The sequence below is a fragment of the Nostoc sp. genome (assembly GCF_036916575.1).
Taxonomy (GTDB): domain Bacteria; phylum Cyanobacteriota; class Cyanobacteriia; order Cyanobacteriales; family Nostocaceae; genus Nostoc.
In genome coordinates this window covers 47,995-62,404 of the sequence record NZ_JBALGC010000090.1, presented here as the reverse complement: position 1 = coordinate 62,404, position 14,410 = coordinate 47,995, and the positions used below count along the sequence as shown (strand labels likewise).

Genomic DNA, 14,410 nt, shown 5'->3' with positions numbered 1-14,410 from the left:
ATTTAACTAGTACAACGCGGCGTAAATAGCGCAAAGTCGAGCCAGTCCGTTGGTGGGGTTCCCCCACTTAAAGGAACTGGCGTTGAGCAGCGGTTCTCGCCGTTGGTGTAGCCCGCCTTCTCTACGAGACGCACTCGCGTTCGGCATCAGTTACCGTAGCGTAAAGCCTACGGCATAGCTTTTCTTCGAGACGCAGGAGCGTCACTTTGCAAGACGAGCAACCATTTCAAATGGCGCAAAAGCCCGGAATACAATTCTTTTGAATGAGTGACTTCCGCCTTGCGGTACTAGCTCAAAGCTTGTGGGTATATAAAAGATAAACATCTAGAAATTGGCTTAAGGATAGTCTTTAGCGAATGGAGTATAACTCTATTCGCCATTTTATTTGGTTGCAAACTTGTCATCCAACAGGATGATAAATATTGCGATCGCAAATATCACCGAATAATTTGTTATTACAAATTTATCAAAACATAATTCAACATGAAATGAATCCGAGTGGCGGATGAATAAACGGCGTTTATTCATCCGCCATGCTTTTAATTATGACCCTAGGCGGAGCTTTCCTTGCTCCGCTCCTGAATTCTAACTTCTGAATTTTTATTCAAATAACGTACTATTCTAATTTTTGCTTTAGTCTTCATTAATACATGCCAAAGATTTAAGATTTACTTGATGAATTTACTTTTAATAAAAATCACACTACTCAAAAGATTTTTTAGTAGTAAAATTAGCATTTTCTTATGAAATTTCATAGTAATTATTGACAAGGGGGATTATTTACACCTTAAAATCTTTTTCTTTTAAAGATTTTAACGTTTCAAACTGTCAAAAAATGATTGATATCTTTGAGAGAAAAATACTTATGCTCCGTAATGATGTTAATAACAATATGCTGTTAAATAAACAGCTAAATGCATCTTCAATCCCCTCATCAAATACCTTTAATACAAAGGATGACTATAGCCTCAACCTCAACAGACGTAGTAGCTACAACTTAGCCGATGCTGATATGCAGTTGCTAAATAACGGTGACTTTGAAAATAGCAGTAACGCTACTGCTAATGCTTTTAGCACTGGGAATTATAACTCCACCAATGGCTATGGCTTGATTAATGGAGCAGCAGCAGTGGCTAGAGCTATTGGTCAAAATCCCTTTGCCGATGTTCCTGATCTTGGTGGCAATAATTGGGGAGCAGACCTTGTTAAAGCACCGGAAGTCTGGGCACATGGATACACAGGTAAAGGTATTGTTGTCGCTGTTGTAGATACTGGAGTTGACTACAACCACGAAGATTTAAAGGATAATATCTGGACGAATCCCAAGGAAATTGCTGGCAATGGTAAAGATGATGATGGCAATGGCTATGCTGATGATATCCACGGCTGGAACTTTGTTGACAATACTAATAATGTCCTAGATGACAACGGTCATGGCACTCATGTTTCCGGCACGATCGCAGGAGAAAATAATAACTACGGTGTCACTGGTATTGCCTATGATGCCAAGATTATGCCCGTCAAAGTTTTGGATGAATCTGGCTCCGGTTCCTTTAATTCCATATCTAAAGGTATTCGCTACGCTGTGGATAATGGAGCTAATGTGATTAACCTCAGTTTAGGAGGTACATCTTCCAATCGGACTCTAGAGTCAGCCATTGACTATGCCAGCAGCAAAGGAGTAATTGTCGTTATGGCAGCAGGTAATGATGGTGACTCATCACCAGAGTATCCCGCCCGCTATGCATATAAGTCGGGAATTGCCGTTGGGGCAGTGGATAAGAATAATAATATGCCTGACTTCTCTAACCGCTCTGGAACGAATGAAATTGCTTACGTCACAGCCCCAGGAGTCAAAGTTTACTCTTCAGTTCCGAATAATCAGTATGCCACTTATAGCGGCACGTCTATGGCTACTCCCCACGTTGCTGGTGTAGTTGCTTTGATGCTTAGTGCTAACCCCAACCTTACTGATGCCCAAGTACGTCAGATTGTCACAGAAACCGCAGGAAATAGTACACAAACTACAAGCTCTAGTTTTAATCTTTCTAATGTCACTTCTCTGGCGAATCAGGTGATTGCAAACACAGCAGCAAATAATACACAAACTACAATCTCTAGTTTTAATATTTCCAATGTCAGTTCTCTGGCAAAACAGGCGATGTCTGATGACAACCTGCTACACATCGACGCGCAAACAGCAAATTATCTCAGATCACAGACAATTTCTAGTTTTAATAGTTTCACTTTTGGTTCTCTAATTGGTCAGACGATTACAGAAATGTCAAAATATTTGACACCAGAGACTATGACTACTTTTAAGAATTCAGATGTCGGTTCTCTAATCGGTCAGACGATTACAGAAACGCCAAAATATTTGACACCAACTGAAGATAATAACGGATTAGCCAATCCCGAATTATGGTCACAATTCCAAAATAATGAGAATATTTTGGGCAGCATCAATGTGGATAGTAATGATGATAATAATCCTGATTTTGGTAAATTACTAGAGGGAATGCAAAAACAAATAGAACAGTATAGAAAATTCTTGGGTATGCTTTGAAAATTATAGCAATTTACAGTTGAGTGTAATATAGATCGGTTAAGAAAATCAACCAACCCGCTCATCTGTCGTCAATGAATATAGAGGTTTAGCAATGCTAAACCCTTACGTTTTAGGTGTGGATTGTAGAAAGCGTAGGCTATAAAAAACCGTAGGCATCGCCTTTGAAACGGTTATGAAAATAGAGGAAGGTACAAATTTATCTAACCGAAAATGCCTCGCTAAATCGCCGTGTCACAGGCTCCGTAATGAATGTCAAAATAGACTTTTTACGAGTGACAATTTCACCTGTAGCAGCCATACCTGGTGTAAATTCTACTTCTTGACCGCGGACGTTAACTGAGTGTTTATTTAGCTTAATTCTTGTAGGAAAAACTAAGCCTAATTCTTTATCAATAATTGCATTTGGACTGACTTGCATGACTTCGCCCTCCACAGTGCCAAATTCCTGGAAGGGGAAAGTCGCCATTTTCACTTTTGCCTTCATTCCTTGACGAATAAACCCAATATCGCGGTTGAGAACTTTTACCTCTAGGAGCATTTCTTCCCCTTCCGGCAAAATTGACAGCAATTCTTCACCTGATTGCACTGGGCCCTTGGTGGCTTTAACTCTGTAAATCGTACCCGCAACGGGAGCCTCAATCGTTTCTAAAGCTTGCTGCTTCCTCGCCTGCTCTAATTGACCTTGAACAGTTGTCAGTTCTTCTTTACGCTTGTTAAACTGGGTCAAAATTTCACTTTGGCGTTCTGATGCTACACGCTGGGCCTGGCTGCGTGCAGCGTTGTAAGCTTGTTCTGCTTGGCGAATTTCTTGGACTTGGGCAGCAATATCTTTTTCTAATGATGTGACTTTATCTTGAGCCTCTGTGATTTTATTCTGGGCGTTAGTCACTTCATCTTGCGATCTAGTGATTTCTGTCTTTGCACGAGTTAATCTTTCTTGGGCATCCAAGTAATCGACACGAGGTACAGCGCCAGGAGTAATCAGGGTGCGTAGGCTTTTTTCCCTTTCTTGAGCAAGCGCCAAATTACTTTCAATTTTAACTCGGATGCTATCTGCGTTGACAAGGTTGGTTTTGGCATTCGCAACGCTGCTTTTGGCATTAACTAAGTTGTCTTGCAACCGAGTCAAGCGGACTTTGGCTTGATCGATGAGTGCTATTTGGCGATTTGCTTCTGCTTCCGCCGCTGCTTGACGGGCTTGGTAGTCTTGCAGGCGAGAGCTTAAAAGTTCGTCTTGCAGTTTTGTCCCAGCAGTTTTGCCTCCGGTGCGTTCTGCATCCAAACGTTGCAAATCGTCTTGAATCAATCTACTAGATTTGGCTAAGCGGGAAACATCGGTTATTTGCAAGTCTGGATCTTTTTGAATCAGAACTTCACCTTTAGTAACATGATCGCCTTCTTGCACTTTGACAGCGACAATTGACCCCCCACCCAAAGATGTCACCGGTCTTACCTGTGTAGAAGCAATTAATTCCCCTGGTGCTGTTGCTACTTCATCTATTTGCGAGAAATACGCCCAAGCGATCGCCCCAAATACGATGACGCTCATCGTTCCCGCTAATAATCTAGTATACAGGGGTGGCAATTCCTGTACCGCCTTCCCCAATTCATAGGTGAGTTGTTCCTCTGGTTGGGCGAATCGCTCTTTTGTCTGACGTGCTTGAGCAGCATTTGTAGCTAGGGAAGATTTCATTTTTGTCCTTTGTCCTTTCTTCTTTGTCCTCTGTTACAAAGTTCTGATGCCTACGGCAGGCTACGCCAACGGAGGAAACCTCCGCTCAGACTTTGCGCTTTATCATTAGTCATTTGTCCTTTGTTATTCACTAATGACTAATGACTAATGACTAATGACTTGTATTTAATTTAAACTGCTAGATAGCGCCGCAAAAAATTTTCTAATGTTTCCAATTTGAAGTAAAAAATCGCCTCTAAATTGGCAATTTCATCTTTTGTACAAAAAAATTCATTTGCTAGCAATGTGCGAAAAGTTCCCAAAGCTTTTTGGGTTTGTGGATTAAATAAACCCAATGCATTCTGTAACCCATCAATGACAAATAGTGGTGAGTTAATTATTACTGGTTCTTTGGTGAAGATCCGACCAAAAATCCGGGGAATATCTTCTCGTAATAAAATCTCCGGCCCTCCCACTGATAAAATCTGATTGTGAGCGCCTTCAACTGTCACAGAATCCACCACTATCCTTGCCAAATCATCAGTACTGACAATTGAAGTACGATTTTTGCGATCGCCAATCAGCAAATACAATCCCGTTTCCCGAAATCGTTCTACTAGTGGCAGCAAGTTAGATGCTAATCCAGCTGGGCGTAAAATAGTGTAATTCAAGCCACTAGCTGCCAAATATCGCTCTACTGCTCGTTTGGCTTTGAACACAGGAGCATTTTCATAACCGCGATCGGCTCCCAATACGGAAATGAAGACAAAATGCTCTACGCCATTGGCTTTCGCTTGGTCTATTAGTTCAATATTGGCGCGGTAATCTAAAGATAGGGCATCGCTATCAGAACCGTGAGCGCTGATAATATACTGGACACCCCGACTAGCTTTCTGGATATCCCTTTCCTCTAGCAAGTCACCGATGAAGATTTCTGCACCCCGGTGTTCTAACTCGCTGTAGCGCGAGGTAAGGCGGACAAATGCCCGCACAGACTGTTCTCGTTGCCGTAGGAGTCGCACAACTCTGCGACCAATTCCTCCCGTTGCTCCAGTTACCAGAAACATATAAATACCTAAATTGAATACTTTCAGCGTTTATAGTTCTTGAAATACTCGATATATGCTCAAAATCCGTTGAGCAATACTTAAACAACCTGAGCATATCTTTATACTTTGTTACTATGATCAAGATATCCTCACGCCAACTAAGCCAATAGGTCACACTTTATCCATCTTAATACTCTAAAAATGATCCCCCACATCCTTGTAGATGCAAGGGATAAGGTAATTGGATTAGTTTTACTGGCTCAACAAGTCAATAGCTTGTTCAAGCGACATCTTAGCCTTGTGCAAGTTCAGCAGGTTCTCCTGGTCGTAGCGGTCAGGATAGCTTATTTTCTTACCCTCTAAAGTTATCCAAATTAGTGCTCGAGTGTGTGAATTACTGGAATGAGTCAGCAATCAAGCATATTGCCTTCTCAATATGCTTGATTACTTGCGGAATACATCAAAAAAAGAAAGTAAACTGGGGTTTGAGTAAGTAAAAGCTGATTTTGCTTGCAGAATACACTGAAATGAGAAAGCAAACATAGCTTTTGAGTACGAATTTGTAGAGAGAAACTGTCCTGTGATTCCCGTTTTGCTTGAGAATACACCACAGCAGCCTAAACTCCCAATTTTTCTTAGGGGTCATACGTGGGTTGACTTTCGGACAGATACTGATGAGGCTATGGAGCAATTAATTTGGGGCATTACTGGAAAGCCGCCAGAGCGAAAACCAAAGCTACAGCCAGTAATTCAAGCCGATGACCTCAGTTCTGAGAAGGGAGTAACCTACACGCAATTGCGAGATTTGCTAGCAGCAGGCAAGTGGAAAGAAGCGGATGAGGAAACTTTAGCTGTCATGCTCAAGGCATCTACCAGGGAAGAGGAAGGCTGGTTTGATACCGAATCTATCAATAATTTTCCCTGTACTGACTTACGCACCATTGACCAACTTTGGGTAAAATATAGCAAGGGGCGCTTTGGCTTTAGCGTTCAGAAGAAAATTTATCTCGAATCTGGTGGAAAGGCTGACGGTGAATATTATGAAGAAGCCTGGGAAAAATTTGGCGATCGCGTAGGATGGAGAGTGAAAGGTGAGTGGATATTTGTTGAGAAAGATGTAGTTTTTAACACTTTAGCGCCTAAAGGACACTTACCCTTCGGGTGTGAAGGTTGGTGGATTTTGACAACTGAATCTAATGCTTTGTGGGGAGAATCTTTTCTCGCATTTAGACTTATGAAGTTTAATATATAAGCACTTCAGACTTTTATAAATATTTGTAGTAAGGTTGTTTTCAACTAGTTAATCAACATTTCAGAGATTCGATACCTGGCACTGTAGGTTGATAACAATTAGCTTGAATAAACTTTTCTGCTACCTCCTGCACTTCAGTACTTTCTGACACCTTCAAGGTGACTGAAATTCTTGTTTTCCCAATTTAAAATCTCCCCACATCTTTGTAGATGCAGGGAGAGTATTAACAATTAAAAATTGTTTCAGACGGGGATTTAAACGCTTTGTGCAAACAGCCCACTTCAAAACTATTCAGCAGCTTTGTTATTAGCCCTATTAGCACGCGCCTCAGCCGAAGCCATCACCTCATCAAAATTCTCTAGCACTTCGCCAGGGAAGTTTTCCAAAACTCTGGTAGAAAGCGCAACCCGCCCTTTACCCTCATCCAAGTCAATAATTACAGCTTTAATTGGCTGACCAACTTGAAATACTTTCTCTAAAGAATCAATGAATTTTTGGCTTACCTGCTTGATATGAAGCAAAGCCCCCATACCATTTAAATCGACAAACACACCAAAAGGTTTGATGCCAGTAACTTTACCTTCCACCAATTGACCTAGTTCTAATAAGCTGAAGTTGCTAGAACGAGTTGCTAAACGCTGGGAAAGAATAAGTTTGTTGGTGTTTTTATTAATTTCCAAAAAGCCCACAGTCAAATTTTGACCTTTGAGTGCTTCTAAATTATCACGCTCTGCCAGGTGCGATCGCGGAATAAATCCCCGCAAAGAGAGAATATCGACAGTGACACCACCTTTATTCACACCCATAACCCGTACTTGCACAGTCTGAGCATTTTCCTGCATTTCGGTCAGTCGTTCCCAAATCTGCTGAATTTCTAACTGCTTTCGCGAAAGGGTGACTTGACCTTCTGCATCCTGATCTCGGATAATCAAAAACTCCAGTTCCTCTTGTAATGGCAGCACCTCCGATAAATCAGTAACTGCTCTCAAAGAAGCCTCATCGCGTGGCAGAAAAGCTGACGACTTGCCACCAATATCGACATAAGCTCCATCATGGTCAAGTTGGAACACTTTGCCATGTACAACCTGTCCTTTTTGAAACTGATAGTCGTGTTTTTCTAGTGCCTTAGCAAAATCGTCCATTGTAAATGACGAATTGGCTGTTTGAGAAAGTTTCGATTCGGAGTTCATGACTTTTGAAGATTAATTGTTATTTGATATGGTGCAACTGAAGTTTAGATTGTTATTTGTCATTTGTCCCTTGTCTGTAAGTTACGCGATGTGCAACTTAATATTCTGACCTCAATTCCATTCCTTTATCCTAAAAGGAGAGAGGCTTTGAATTTTCCCCGTTCCTTATGAGGCAAGGGGGTTGGGGGGTTAGGTTTGAGTAAAAGTTGCACACAACGTTGTGGTTATTAATAATGACAAATGACAAAAACGAACTTGGCTGCGTATACTTCAGTTCAGTTGACCAAAGAGTTGTTTTACTTGCTCCCAAGCATCAGCAGCAGCTTTAGGATTATAACTGGCACGATGGTCACAGAAAAATCCGTGGTTAGCTCCATCGTAGCGAAACACACGATGAGGAATTTTATATTTTTCTAACTCTGCTGCAATTTCATCTACTTGTTCAGGTGGGATGCTAGTATCTTCTTTGCCAAAGAAGGCATAGAGAGTGCCTGGAATCTCTTTGGTGCGGGTGACAGTGGGAGCGCCACCTCCTGGTGTGCGGGTGGTAATTCCAGCACCGTAGAAAGAAGCCGTAGCTTTAATATCTGGTAAGGTGGCTGCAAGATATGCAACATGACCCCCAAAGCAGAAGCCAATACAGCCAAAACCATCTTTTTTCACTTGAGGCAGATTTTTCAGGTAGTCAATTGCTAGTTGAATATCGCTCAATAACTCTGATGCTTGAGTTTGCATAGCGTAGCCTCTGCCCGTTTCAATATCTTCGGGTGTGTATCCGGTTTCAAAACCAGGAGCAGTACGTTGAAAAAGTGCAGGTGCAATCGCTACATACCCAAGTTTCGCAATCCGTTCTGTAACTTCCCGAATGTGAATGTTGACACCAAAAATCTCCTGCAATACTACGACTCCTGGGTAAGATCCAGATTCTTTTGGCTCTGCCAGATAAGCAGACACTTGAATATTATCTTGCAAAAGATTAACCGTTGTGGTAATTATTGCTTGCTCTGTCATAATAATTTTTACTAGTGCTATGTGATTAGCCCTGTGTTTATTTGATATAACTATGCCAGTATGTCCAGCTTATTTGCAATTAAATTATCAATTACCAATAATGAGCGCATTAGAAATTTCTACCAGAAAAACTTCATGTGTAAATAAAATATTTGACATGTAGCAAATGCAGCTGGTCACTAAAGTAGTGCTGAGTTAAAAGTGCCGAGTGCCGAGTAGGAAAGCAACACTTAATACTCAAAACTCAGCACGGGCTAAACGCCCCGCTATCGCTAACAGCACTTACTATTCAGGAGGTTTGCTGATGATTCAATTCCGTATTCAGCCAGACAGCGAAATTCCCGCATCAACCCAGCTGTTTAATCAAATCCGGTTTGCGATCGCTTCCCGGCAATATCCCCCTGCTTACAAATTGCCGAGTACACGAGCGCTGGCAATGCAAACTGGGTTACATAGAAATACCATTAGCAAAGTTTATCGTCAACTAGAAGAAGACGGATTTGTTGAAAGTCTGGCTGGTTCGGGAATTTATGTGCGTGCCCAAGGTCATGAGGGCGGTAGTAGGTTGCAATCACCAATTCTCAAACAAAATCCTGATGCATATCAAGTTGTTCAGCAAGCACTTGATGATCTGCTCTCCCAAGGATGTTCACTCAATCAAGCTAGAGAGCTATTTTTAGCGGAAATTGACTGGCGCTTGCGTTGTAGTGCGCGGGTACTAGTTGCAGTTCCATCTTATGACATGGGTGCTGGTGAGTTGATGGTCTATGAATTAGAACGATCGCTAAAAATCCCAGTACAGTTGGTAGCAATGGAAGAATTAACAGCTGTGCTAGATAAAACTACCTCTGCGACAGTAGTCACAAGTCGGTATTTTATCAGTAATGTGGAAGCGATCGCCGCTCCTAAAGCTGCACGGGTAATTCCTCTGGATATCTACGACTACACCAAAGAACTCAACCTATTGAAAACCCTACCAAAAGAAAACTGCGTAGGCATAGTTAGCCTTAGTTCCGGGATTGCACGAGCAGCAGAAGTTATCCTCCACGGTCTGCGGGGAGATGAATTACTAGTGATGACTTCGCAACCAAAAGATGCTTATAAACTTAAAGCTATGGTTAAACGGGCTGAGGTAATTATAAGTGACCAAGCCAGTTTTGCGGCAGTGCAAGCAGCCGTGCAAGCATCTGATGAAGATATTATTCGTCCACCGAAGCTGATTAAGGTTGAAAATTATATCGGCGCTAACTCGATTAACTTGCTAAAACGAGAACTGGGTTTAAGTTAATCTCAAGATAATTCTACCAACATCTTTGAGAGCAACTGATACAGGAGGGATAGGATAGTGCAGATTGTGATTGTAGGCGCAGGCCCAACAGGTGCAACACTTGCCCTGCTTCTTGTAAAACGTGGTATTACTGTAACGTTAATTGAAGCAGCAAAAGACTTTCATCGTGTATTTCGCGGTGAAGGATTAATGCCCAGTGGCTTAGAAGCTTTAGAGGAAATGGGTTTATCGGCGTTGTTGGAGGATATTCCCCATCGACAACTTGACGCGTGGGAATTCATTATCGGGGACAAGCAGTTGTTTCGAGTTGATGAACCAATGGGGACAACCCGACCCTGTACACTGGTTTCACAACCACCACTGCTCAAAGCACTGATTTGGTCAGCTCAAACCAATGATGGGTTTGAATTTATCCAGGGTTTTCCTGTCAAGGATTTGCTATGGAGTAATCAACGTGTCGCAGGTGTAGTATTGAGCAATGGAAGAGAACTTACTGCTGACTTAGTGATTGGGGCAGATGGTCGAAATTCCCTAGTGCGACAACGTGTAGGATTGGAATTAATACGCCAGCCTAAAAATATTGATATTCTTTGGTTTAAACTTGCCGCCAGCCCTGAGTTTGCAGAGAACAATGTGTTTCGTACAATTTTAAATGGCGATCGCGTATTTACCATCTTTCACGGAGCAGAGTCAGGAAAACTGCATCTGGCTTGGATAATATCCGCAACCGAAAACACTGATTGGAAACAAGCTAACTGGGCAGAGATTTTTGCCTCACTATCGCCCTCATGGCTAGCAGAGCATTTCCGTAATCATGCAGACACCATCGAATCTCCTATTCGGCTCTCTGTTGTGGTCGGTTATTGTCCACAATGGCAAGCACCAGGGGTATTGCTTCTGGGTGACGCTGCACACCCAATGTCTCCTATCCGTGCTCAAGGAATTAATCTCGCATTGCGTGATGTGATTGTCGCTGCTAATCATCTTGTGCCGCTGTTGCACAGAGAAACCGAACACCAGGATATTGACATGGCACTATCGCACATCCAAGCAGAACGTCAGCCAGAAATTATCCACGCCCAGCAACTCCAGTTGGAGGAAGCTAAACAAGGTGAACTACTGCGAAAAAATGCACTGCTGCGTTCGCTGTTGATTCAACTTGCTCCCTTGCTCCGTAAAACAATTAAAAAGTCTTGGTTAAAGCGACAAGATAAAATGCGTCAAGGTATTACACAGGTACACTTAACTGTTTAAAAAACCGCTATTAGTTATCTGACTTGTGGTTTTGGCGTGTTAATTTGCAAAAACTCTTGTACACGTTGCAGATAAGTTGGTACATCTTCCAACATTGGGAAATGCGCTGTATTGGGAATCATCGCAAATTCCACTTTGTCACTCAGTGCCGCTGCTTGACGCCCCATCTCGGCTGGAATAATTTTGTCATACTCCCCCGCCACCAGTAGAGTTGGCACTGTCAGCTTGGCAAATTCTTGCGGCATCAATTCAGCTTGAGCCTTACTGACTGAAGTAAAAATTGTCCCTAAAGCCGCGTCATAATCTGCTTCGAGAAAATCTTGCAAAAAAGCTTGACGCTCAGAATGTGGTATGGAACTATGCAAAAATCTGGCCATAAACATTCGGTCAACAAATGGGATTTTGCTTAACCACTTGGGACGGAATTTTACTACATAGCCACCAAATTTATGAAAAGCACTAAAAGATTTTTCGTCGTACTCAAAAACGCCGCTACAGGTTAAAATTCCTCGTTCTACTCGTTGAGGGTAGCGGTTAAAAAATAAAGTCGCAACAGAAGCGCCCATCGAGTGAGCATGGATATAGACACGCTGAATATGCAACCCATCTAACAAAGCTGCCAAATCATCAGCGTATTCCTCTAATTCATAGGTTAATTCTCTAACTGCCTCTGATTCTTCCTGAGGGGACTCGGACTCGGCAACAGCTTCACTTGCTTGGGCTATGGTTAGTTTACCACGAGAACGGCCAAATCCCCGCAAATCGTAGAGTAAACAATCAAATTGCTCTGATAAAGCATCAGCAGTATTTTGCCAATATCTAGCTGAACCAGCCCAACCGTGAATGAAAACCATCACTGGTTTTACCGAAGAACCAGATGGTTTTTTCACCCATTCGTAGTAATGCTCAACTCCACGAACATTAATATAAGGCATTTGTCATTTATCCCTTGTCCTTCGTCCTTTGTCATTAGCCATTTTTTACTAATGACTAATGACTAATAACTAATGACTATTAAGCTGATTCTGGCTTCGGTAGTGAAGACGGATGTATTATCAATTCAGCAGTTGATCGCTTCTCGACCATCTCCCGTGTTACTGTACAGCGTGTCACATCCTTACGGGATGGTAACTCATACATTACATCTAGCATTAATTCTTCGACAATACCACGTAATGCTCTAGCACCAGTTTTACGGCGGTAAGCTTCTTGAGCGATCGCTCGTAAAGCATCTGGTTTAAAATCTAACTGGACATTATCCATCTTCAGCAGCTTTTGGTACTGCTTCACCAAGGCGCTGCGTGGTTGGGTAAGAATCGCCATCAGCGCTTCTTCATCTAGCGGATCTACTACTGCTACCATTGGCACGCGCCCAATAAATTCTGGAATCATGCCAAATTTTACTAAATCATCCGGTTCTAGATGGCGGAGAGTGTCTGCTGCTCGTTTCTCCTTCGATTGGCCTTCTCCCGGTTGCACAAAGCCTATCGCTTTTTTGCCAACTCTTTGATCCACCACTTTTTCTAAGCCCACGAAAGCGCCACCACAGACGAACAAAATATTACTTGTATCAATCTGGATGCAATCTTGATAGGGATGCTTGCGCCCTCCTTGGGGTGGTACATTGGCGATCGTTCCTTCTAACATTTTCAGCAAAGCTTGCTGCACACCTTCGCCAGAAACATCGCGGGTAATTGACGGATTCTCACTTTTACGAGCAATTTTATCAATTTCGTCAATGTAAATAATTCCCCGCTGCGCCTCCTCTATATCTAAATCTGCTACCTGCAAAAGTCGCAGCAAGATATTTTCTACATCTTCTCCCACATATCCTGCTTCCGTCAGCGTCGTAGCATCAGCCACGGCAAAGGGTACATCCAGGATTTTCGCTAGGGTTTGCGCTAACAGAGTTTTACCGCAACCAGTCGGGCCAATTAACAAAATGTTGGACTTTTGCAGTTCTATTGCATCATCCGCCCCAGCTTTGCCACTGGCTTTAGACTGAACGACCGCCAGCCGCTTGTAGTGATTGTAAACAGCTACTGACAGCACTTTCTTCGCTTCGTCTTGACCAATGACGTGTTCGTCTAGATACTTTTTAATCTCTCTTGGCTTGGGTATTTGATTAAAAGAAATACTAGAAGAGTGGGTACGCCGTTTTTGAGGTGGTTCTGCTCTTGGTGCTGGTTGTGCTGCCGCACCATTGGTATCGAGTAACTCCTCGTCTAGTATTTCATTACACAAGTCAACGCATTCATCGCAGATGTAGACTCCCGGCCCCGCGATTAATTTACGCACCTGCTCTTGAGACTTGCCACAAAATGAACATTTTAAATGGGAGTCGTACTTAGACATACCAGCCTCTTATTTCAGAATGGTGACGTTTTCCCCTGCTATGGGAAGATTTTGCCTGGAAATGACCTGATCAATCAAACCGTAGTTCTTCGCCTCTTCTGCCGACATAAAAAAGTCGCGCTCAGTATCTGCTTCAATTCTTTCTAAAGGTTGACCAGTATGATGAGCCATTAACTGATTCAACTTAGCCTTAATGTAAAGAATTTCTCTGGCTTGAATTTCAATGTCAATGGCTTGACCTTGAGCGCCACCAAGCGGTTGGTGAATCATAATCCGGGAGTCGGGCAGAGACATTCGCTTCCCGGCAGCCCCTGCTGTCAACAAAAATGCCCCCATGCTCGCGGCTAATCCAAAACAGATGGTAACAACATCAGGGCGAATTTGCTGTATTGTATCATAAATTGCCATCCCTGCGTAGACCGAACCACCAGGAGAATTAACATACAGTTGGATGTCCTTTTCTGAGTCTTCGGCGTCTAGGAATAACAACTGAGCCACAATTGAGTTGGCTACAGCATCGTCTATTGGCGTTCCCAAAAAGATAATCCGCTCTCGCAGTAGGCGGGAGTAGATGTCGAAAGCCCTTTCTCCCATGCCAGATTGTTCTACCACCATCGGCACGATGTTGCTAGGGCTGTTCAACTGGGAGTTAATCTTTATTCGACTTAAGTTGCTGATGGGGTAATTTCCCGATTGCGATCCAAGCATACAATCAAATTTGACGATAATTGAGGACAAATGTTTCAACAGCATGTGCTGCCTTTTCAAGG

Annotated in this window: 12 protein-coding genes; 4 read left to right on the top strand and 8 right to left on the bottom strand. The window is 42.6% G+C overall.

Features of this window, described 5'->3' with window-relative positions:
- Positions 1-6: 6 nt before the first annotated feature.
- Positions 7-147: a hypothetical protein gene (locus V7L29_RS18740; RefSeq protein ID WP_334736443.1), complete on the bottom strand. Its 141-nt coding sequence runs from the start codon at positions 145-147 to the stop codon at positions 7-9.
- A gap of 718 nt (positions 148-865) precedes the next feature.
- On the opposite strand from V7L29_RS18740, the gene V7L29_RS18735 reads away from it, so the two are divergent.
- Entirely contained in the window at positions 866-2,566 is a 1,701-nt protein-coding gene (locus V7L29_RS18735; RefSeq protein ID WP_334736442.1) for a S8 family peptidase, read from the top strand.
- Positions 2,567-2,765: 199 nt separating this feature from the next.
- Here the strand turns inward: V7L29_RS18735 and V7L29_RS18730 are convergent, their stop codons facing one another.
- Together V7L29_RS18730 and V7L29_RS18725 are read right to left on the bottom strand one after the other, a co-directional pair.
- On the bottom strand, positions 2,766-4,262 hold the full coding sequence (locus V7L29_RS18730; RefSeq protein ID WP_334736441.1) for an HlyD family efflux transporter periplasmic adaptor subunit: 1,497 nt from the start codon (positions 4,260-4,262) through the stop codon (positions 2,766-2,768).
- Between the two features lie 170 nt (positions 4,263-4,432).
- Positions 4,433-5,308 (bottom strand): SDR family oxidoreductase, encoded by an 876-nt coding sequence (locus V7L29_RS18725; RefSeq protein ID WP_334736440.1) that lies wholly within the window; start codon positions 5,306-5,308, stop codon positions 4,433-4,435.
- A gap of 562 nt (positions 5,309-5,870) precedes the next feature.
- Between V7L29_RS18725 and V7L29_RS18720 the strand changes: the two genes are divergently transcribed.
- A complete protein-coding gene (locus V7L29_RS18720) occupies positions 5,871-6,542 on the top strand; it encodes a GUN4 domain-containing protein (RefSeq protein WP_334691462.1) in 672 nt (223 codons plus the stop codon).
- A gap of 287 nt (positions 6,543-6,829) precedes the next feature.
- Here the strand turns inward: V7L29_RS18720 and V7L29_RS18715 are convergent, their stop codons facing one another.
- Both V7L29_RS18715 and V7L29_RS18710 read right to left on the bottom strand, forming a co-directional pair.
- Positions 6,830-7,732: a S1 RNA-binding domain-containing protein gene (locus V7L29_RS18715; RefSeq protein ID WP_334736439.1), complete on the bottom strand. Its 903-nt coding sequence runs from the start codon at positions 7,730-7,732 to the stop codon at positions 6,830-6,832.
- A 270-nt stretch (positions 7,733-8,002) separates the two neighbouring features.
- The gene (locus V7L29_RS18710; protein WP_334691464.1) at positions 8,003-8,743 is read right to left on the bottom strand and encodes a dienelactone hydrolase family protein; all 741 of its coding nucleotides are present in this window, start codon (positions 8,741-8,743) and stop codon (positions 8,003-8,005) included.
- A 304-nt stretch (positions 8,744-9,047) separates the two neighbouring features.
- Here V7L29_RS18710 and V7L29_RS18705 point away from each other — a divergent pair, with 304 nt between their 5' ends.
- Positions 9,048-10,031, top strand: coding sequence for a GntR family transcriptional regulator (locus tag V7L29_RS18705; RefSeq protein WP_334691465.1), 984 nt, complete (start codon positions 9,048-9,050; stop codon positions 10,029-10,031).
- Between the two features lie 54 nt (positions 10,032-10,085).
- On the top strand, positions 10,086-11,285 hold the full coding sequence (locus tag V7L29_RS18700) for an FAD-dependent oxidoreductase (protein WP_334736474.1): 1,200 nt from the start codon (positions 10,086-10,088) through the stop codon (positions 11,283-11,285).
- A 14-nt stretch (positions 11,286-11,299) separates the two neighbouring features.
- On the opposite strand, the gene V7L29_RS18695 is transcribed toward V7L29_RS18700, so the two are convergent.
- The 3 genes from V7L29_RS18695 to clpP form a co-directional block, all read right to left on the bottom strand.
- Positions 11,300-12,220, bottom strand: coding sequence for an alpha/beta fold hydrolase (locus V7L29_RS18695; protein ID WP_334691466.1), 921 nt, complete (start codon positions 12,218-12,220; stop codon positions 11,300-11,302).
- 79 nt (positions 12,221-12,299) lie between these two features.
- Positions 12,300-13,640 (bottom strand): ATP-dependent protease ATP-binding subunit ClpX, encoded by a 1,341-nt coding sequence (gene clpX / locus V7L29_RS18690; RefSeq protein WP_334691467.1) that lies wholly within the window; start codon positions 13,638-13,640, stop codon positions 12,300-12,302.
- Positions 13,641-13,649: 9 nt separating this feature from the next.
- Positions 13,650-14,348 (bottom strand): ATP-dependent Clp endopeptidase proteolytic subunit ClpP, encoded by a 699-nt coding sequence (gene clpP, locus V7L29_RS18685; protein WP_334691534.1) that lies wholly within the window; start codon positions 14,346-14,348, stop codon positions 13,650-13,652.
- Positions 14,349-14,410: the final 62 nt, after the last annotated feature.

Bases quoted from the DNA above. Each gene is read 5' to 3' on its own strand.
- V7L29_RS18725 (WP_334736440.1), bottom strand. From the start codon at position 5,308: ATGTTTCTGGTAACTGGAGCAACGGGAGGAATTGGTCGCAGAGTTGTG.
- clpX (WP_334691467.1), bottom strand. From the start codon at position 13,640: ATGTCTAAGTACGACTCCCATTTAAAATGTTCATTTTGTGGCAAGTCT.
- V7L29_RS18705 (WP_334691465.1), top strand. From the start codon at position 9,048: ATGATTCAATTCCGTATTCAGCCAGACAGCGAAATTCCCGCATCAACC.
- clpP (WP_334691534.1), bottom strand. From the start codon at position 14,348: ATGCTTGGATCGCAATCGGGAAATTACCCCATCAGCAACTTAAGTCGA.
- V7L29_RS18740 (WP_334736443.1), bottom strand. From the start codon at position 147: ATGCCGAACGCGAGTGCGTCTCGTAGAGAAGGCGGGCTACACCAACGG.
- V7L29_RS18735 (WP_334736442.1), top strand. From the start codon at position 866: ATGCTCCGTAATGATGTTAATAACAATATGCTGTTAAATAAACAGCTA.
- V7L29_RS18710 (WP_334691464.1), bottom strand. From the start codon at position 8,743: ATGACAGAGCAAGCAATAATTACCACAACGGTTAATCTTTTGCAAGAT.
- V7L29_RS18730 (WP_334736441.1), bottom strand. From the start codon at position 4,262: ATGAAATCTTCCCTAGCTACAAATGCTGCTCAAGCACGTCAGACAAAA.
- V7L29_RS18715 (WP_334736439.1), bottom strand. From the start codon at position 7,732: ATGAACTCCGAATCGAAACTTTCTCAAACAGCCAATTCGTCATTTACA.
- V7L29_RS18695 (WP_334691466.1), bottom strand. From the start codon at position 12,220: ATGCCTTATATTAATGTTCGTGGAGTTGAGCATTACTACGAATGGGTG.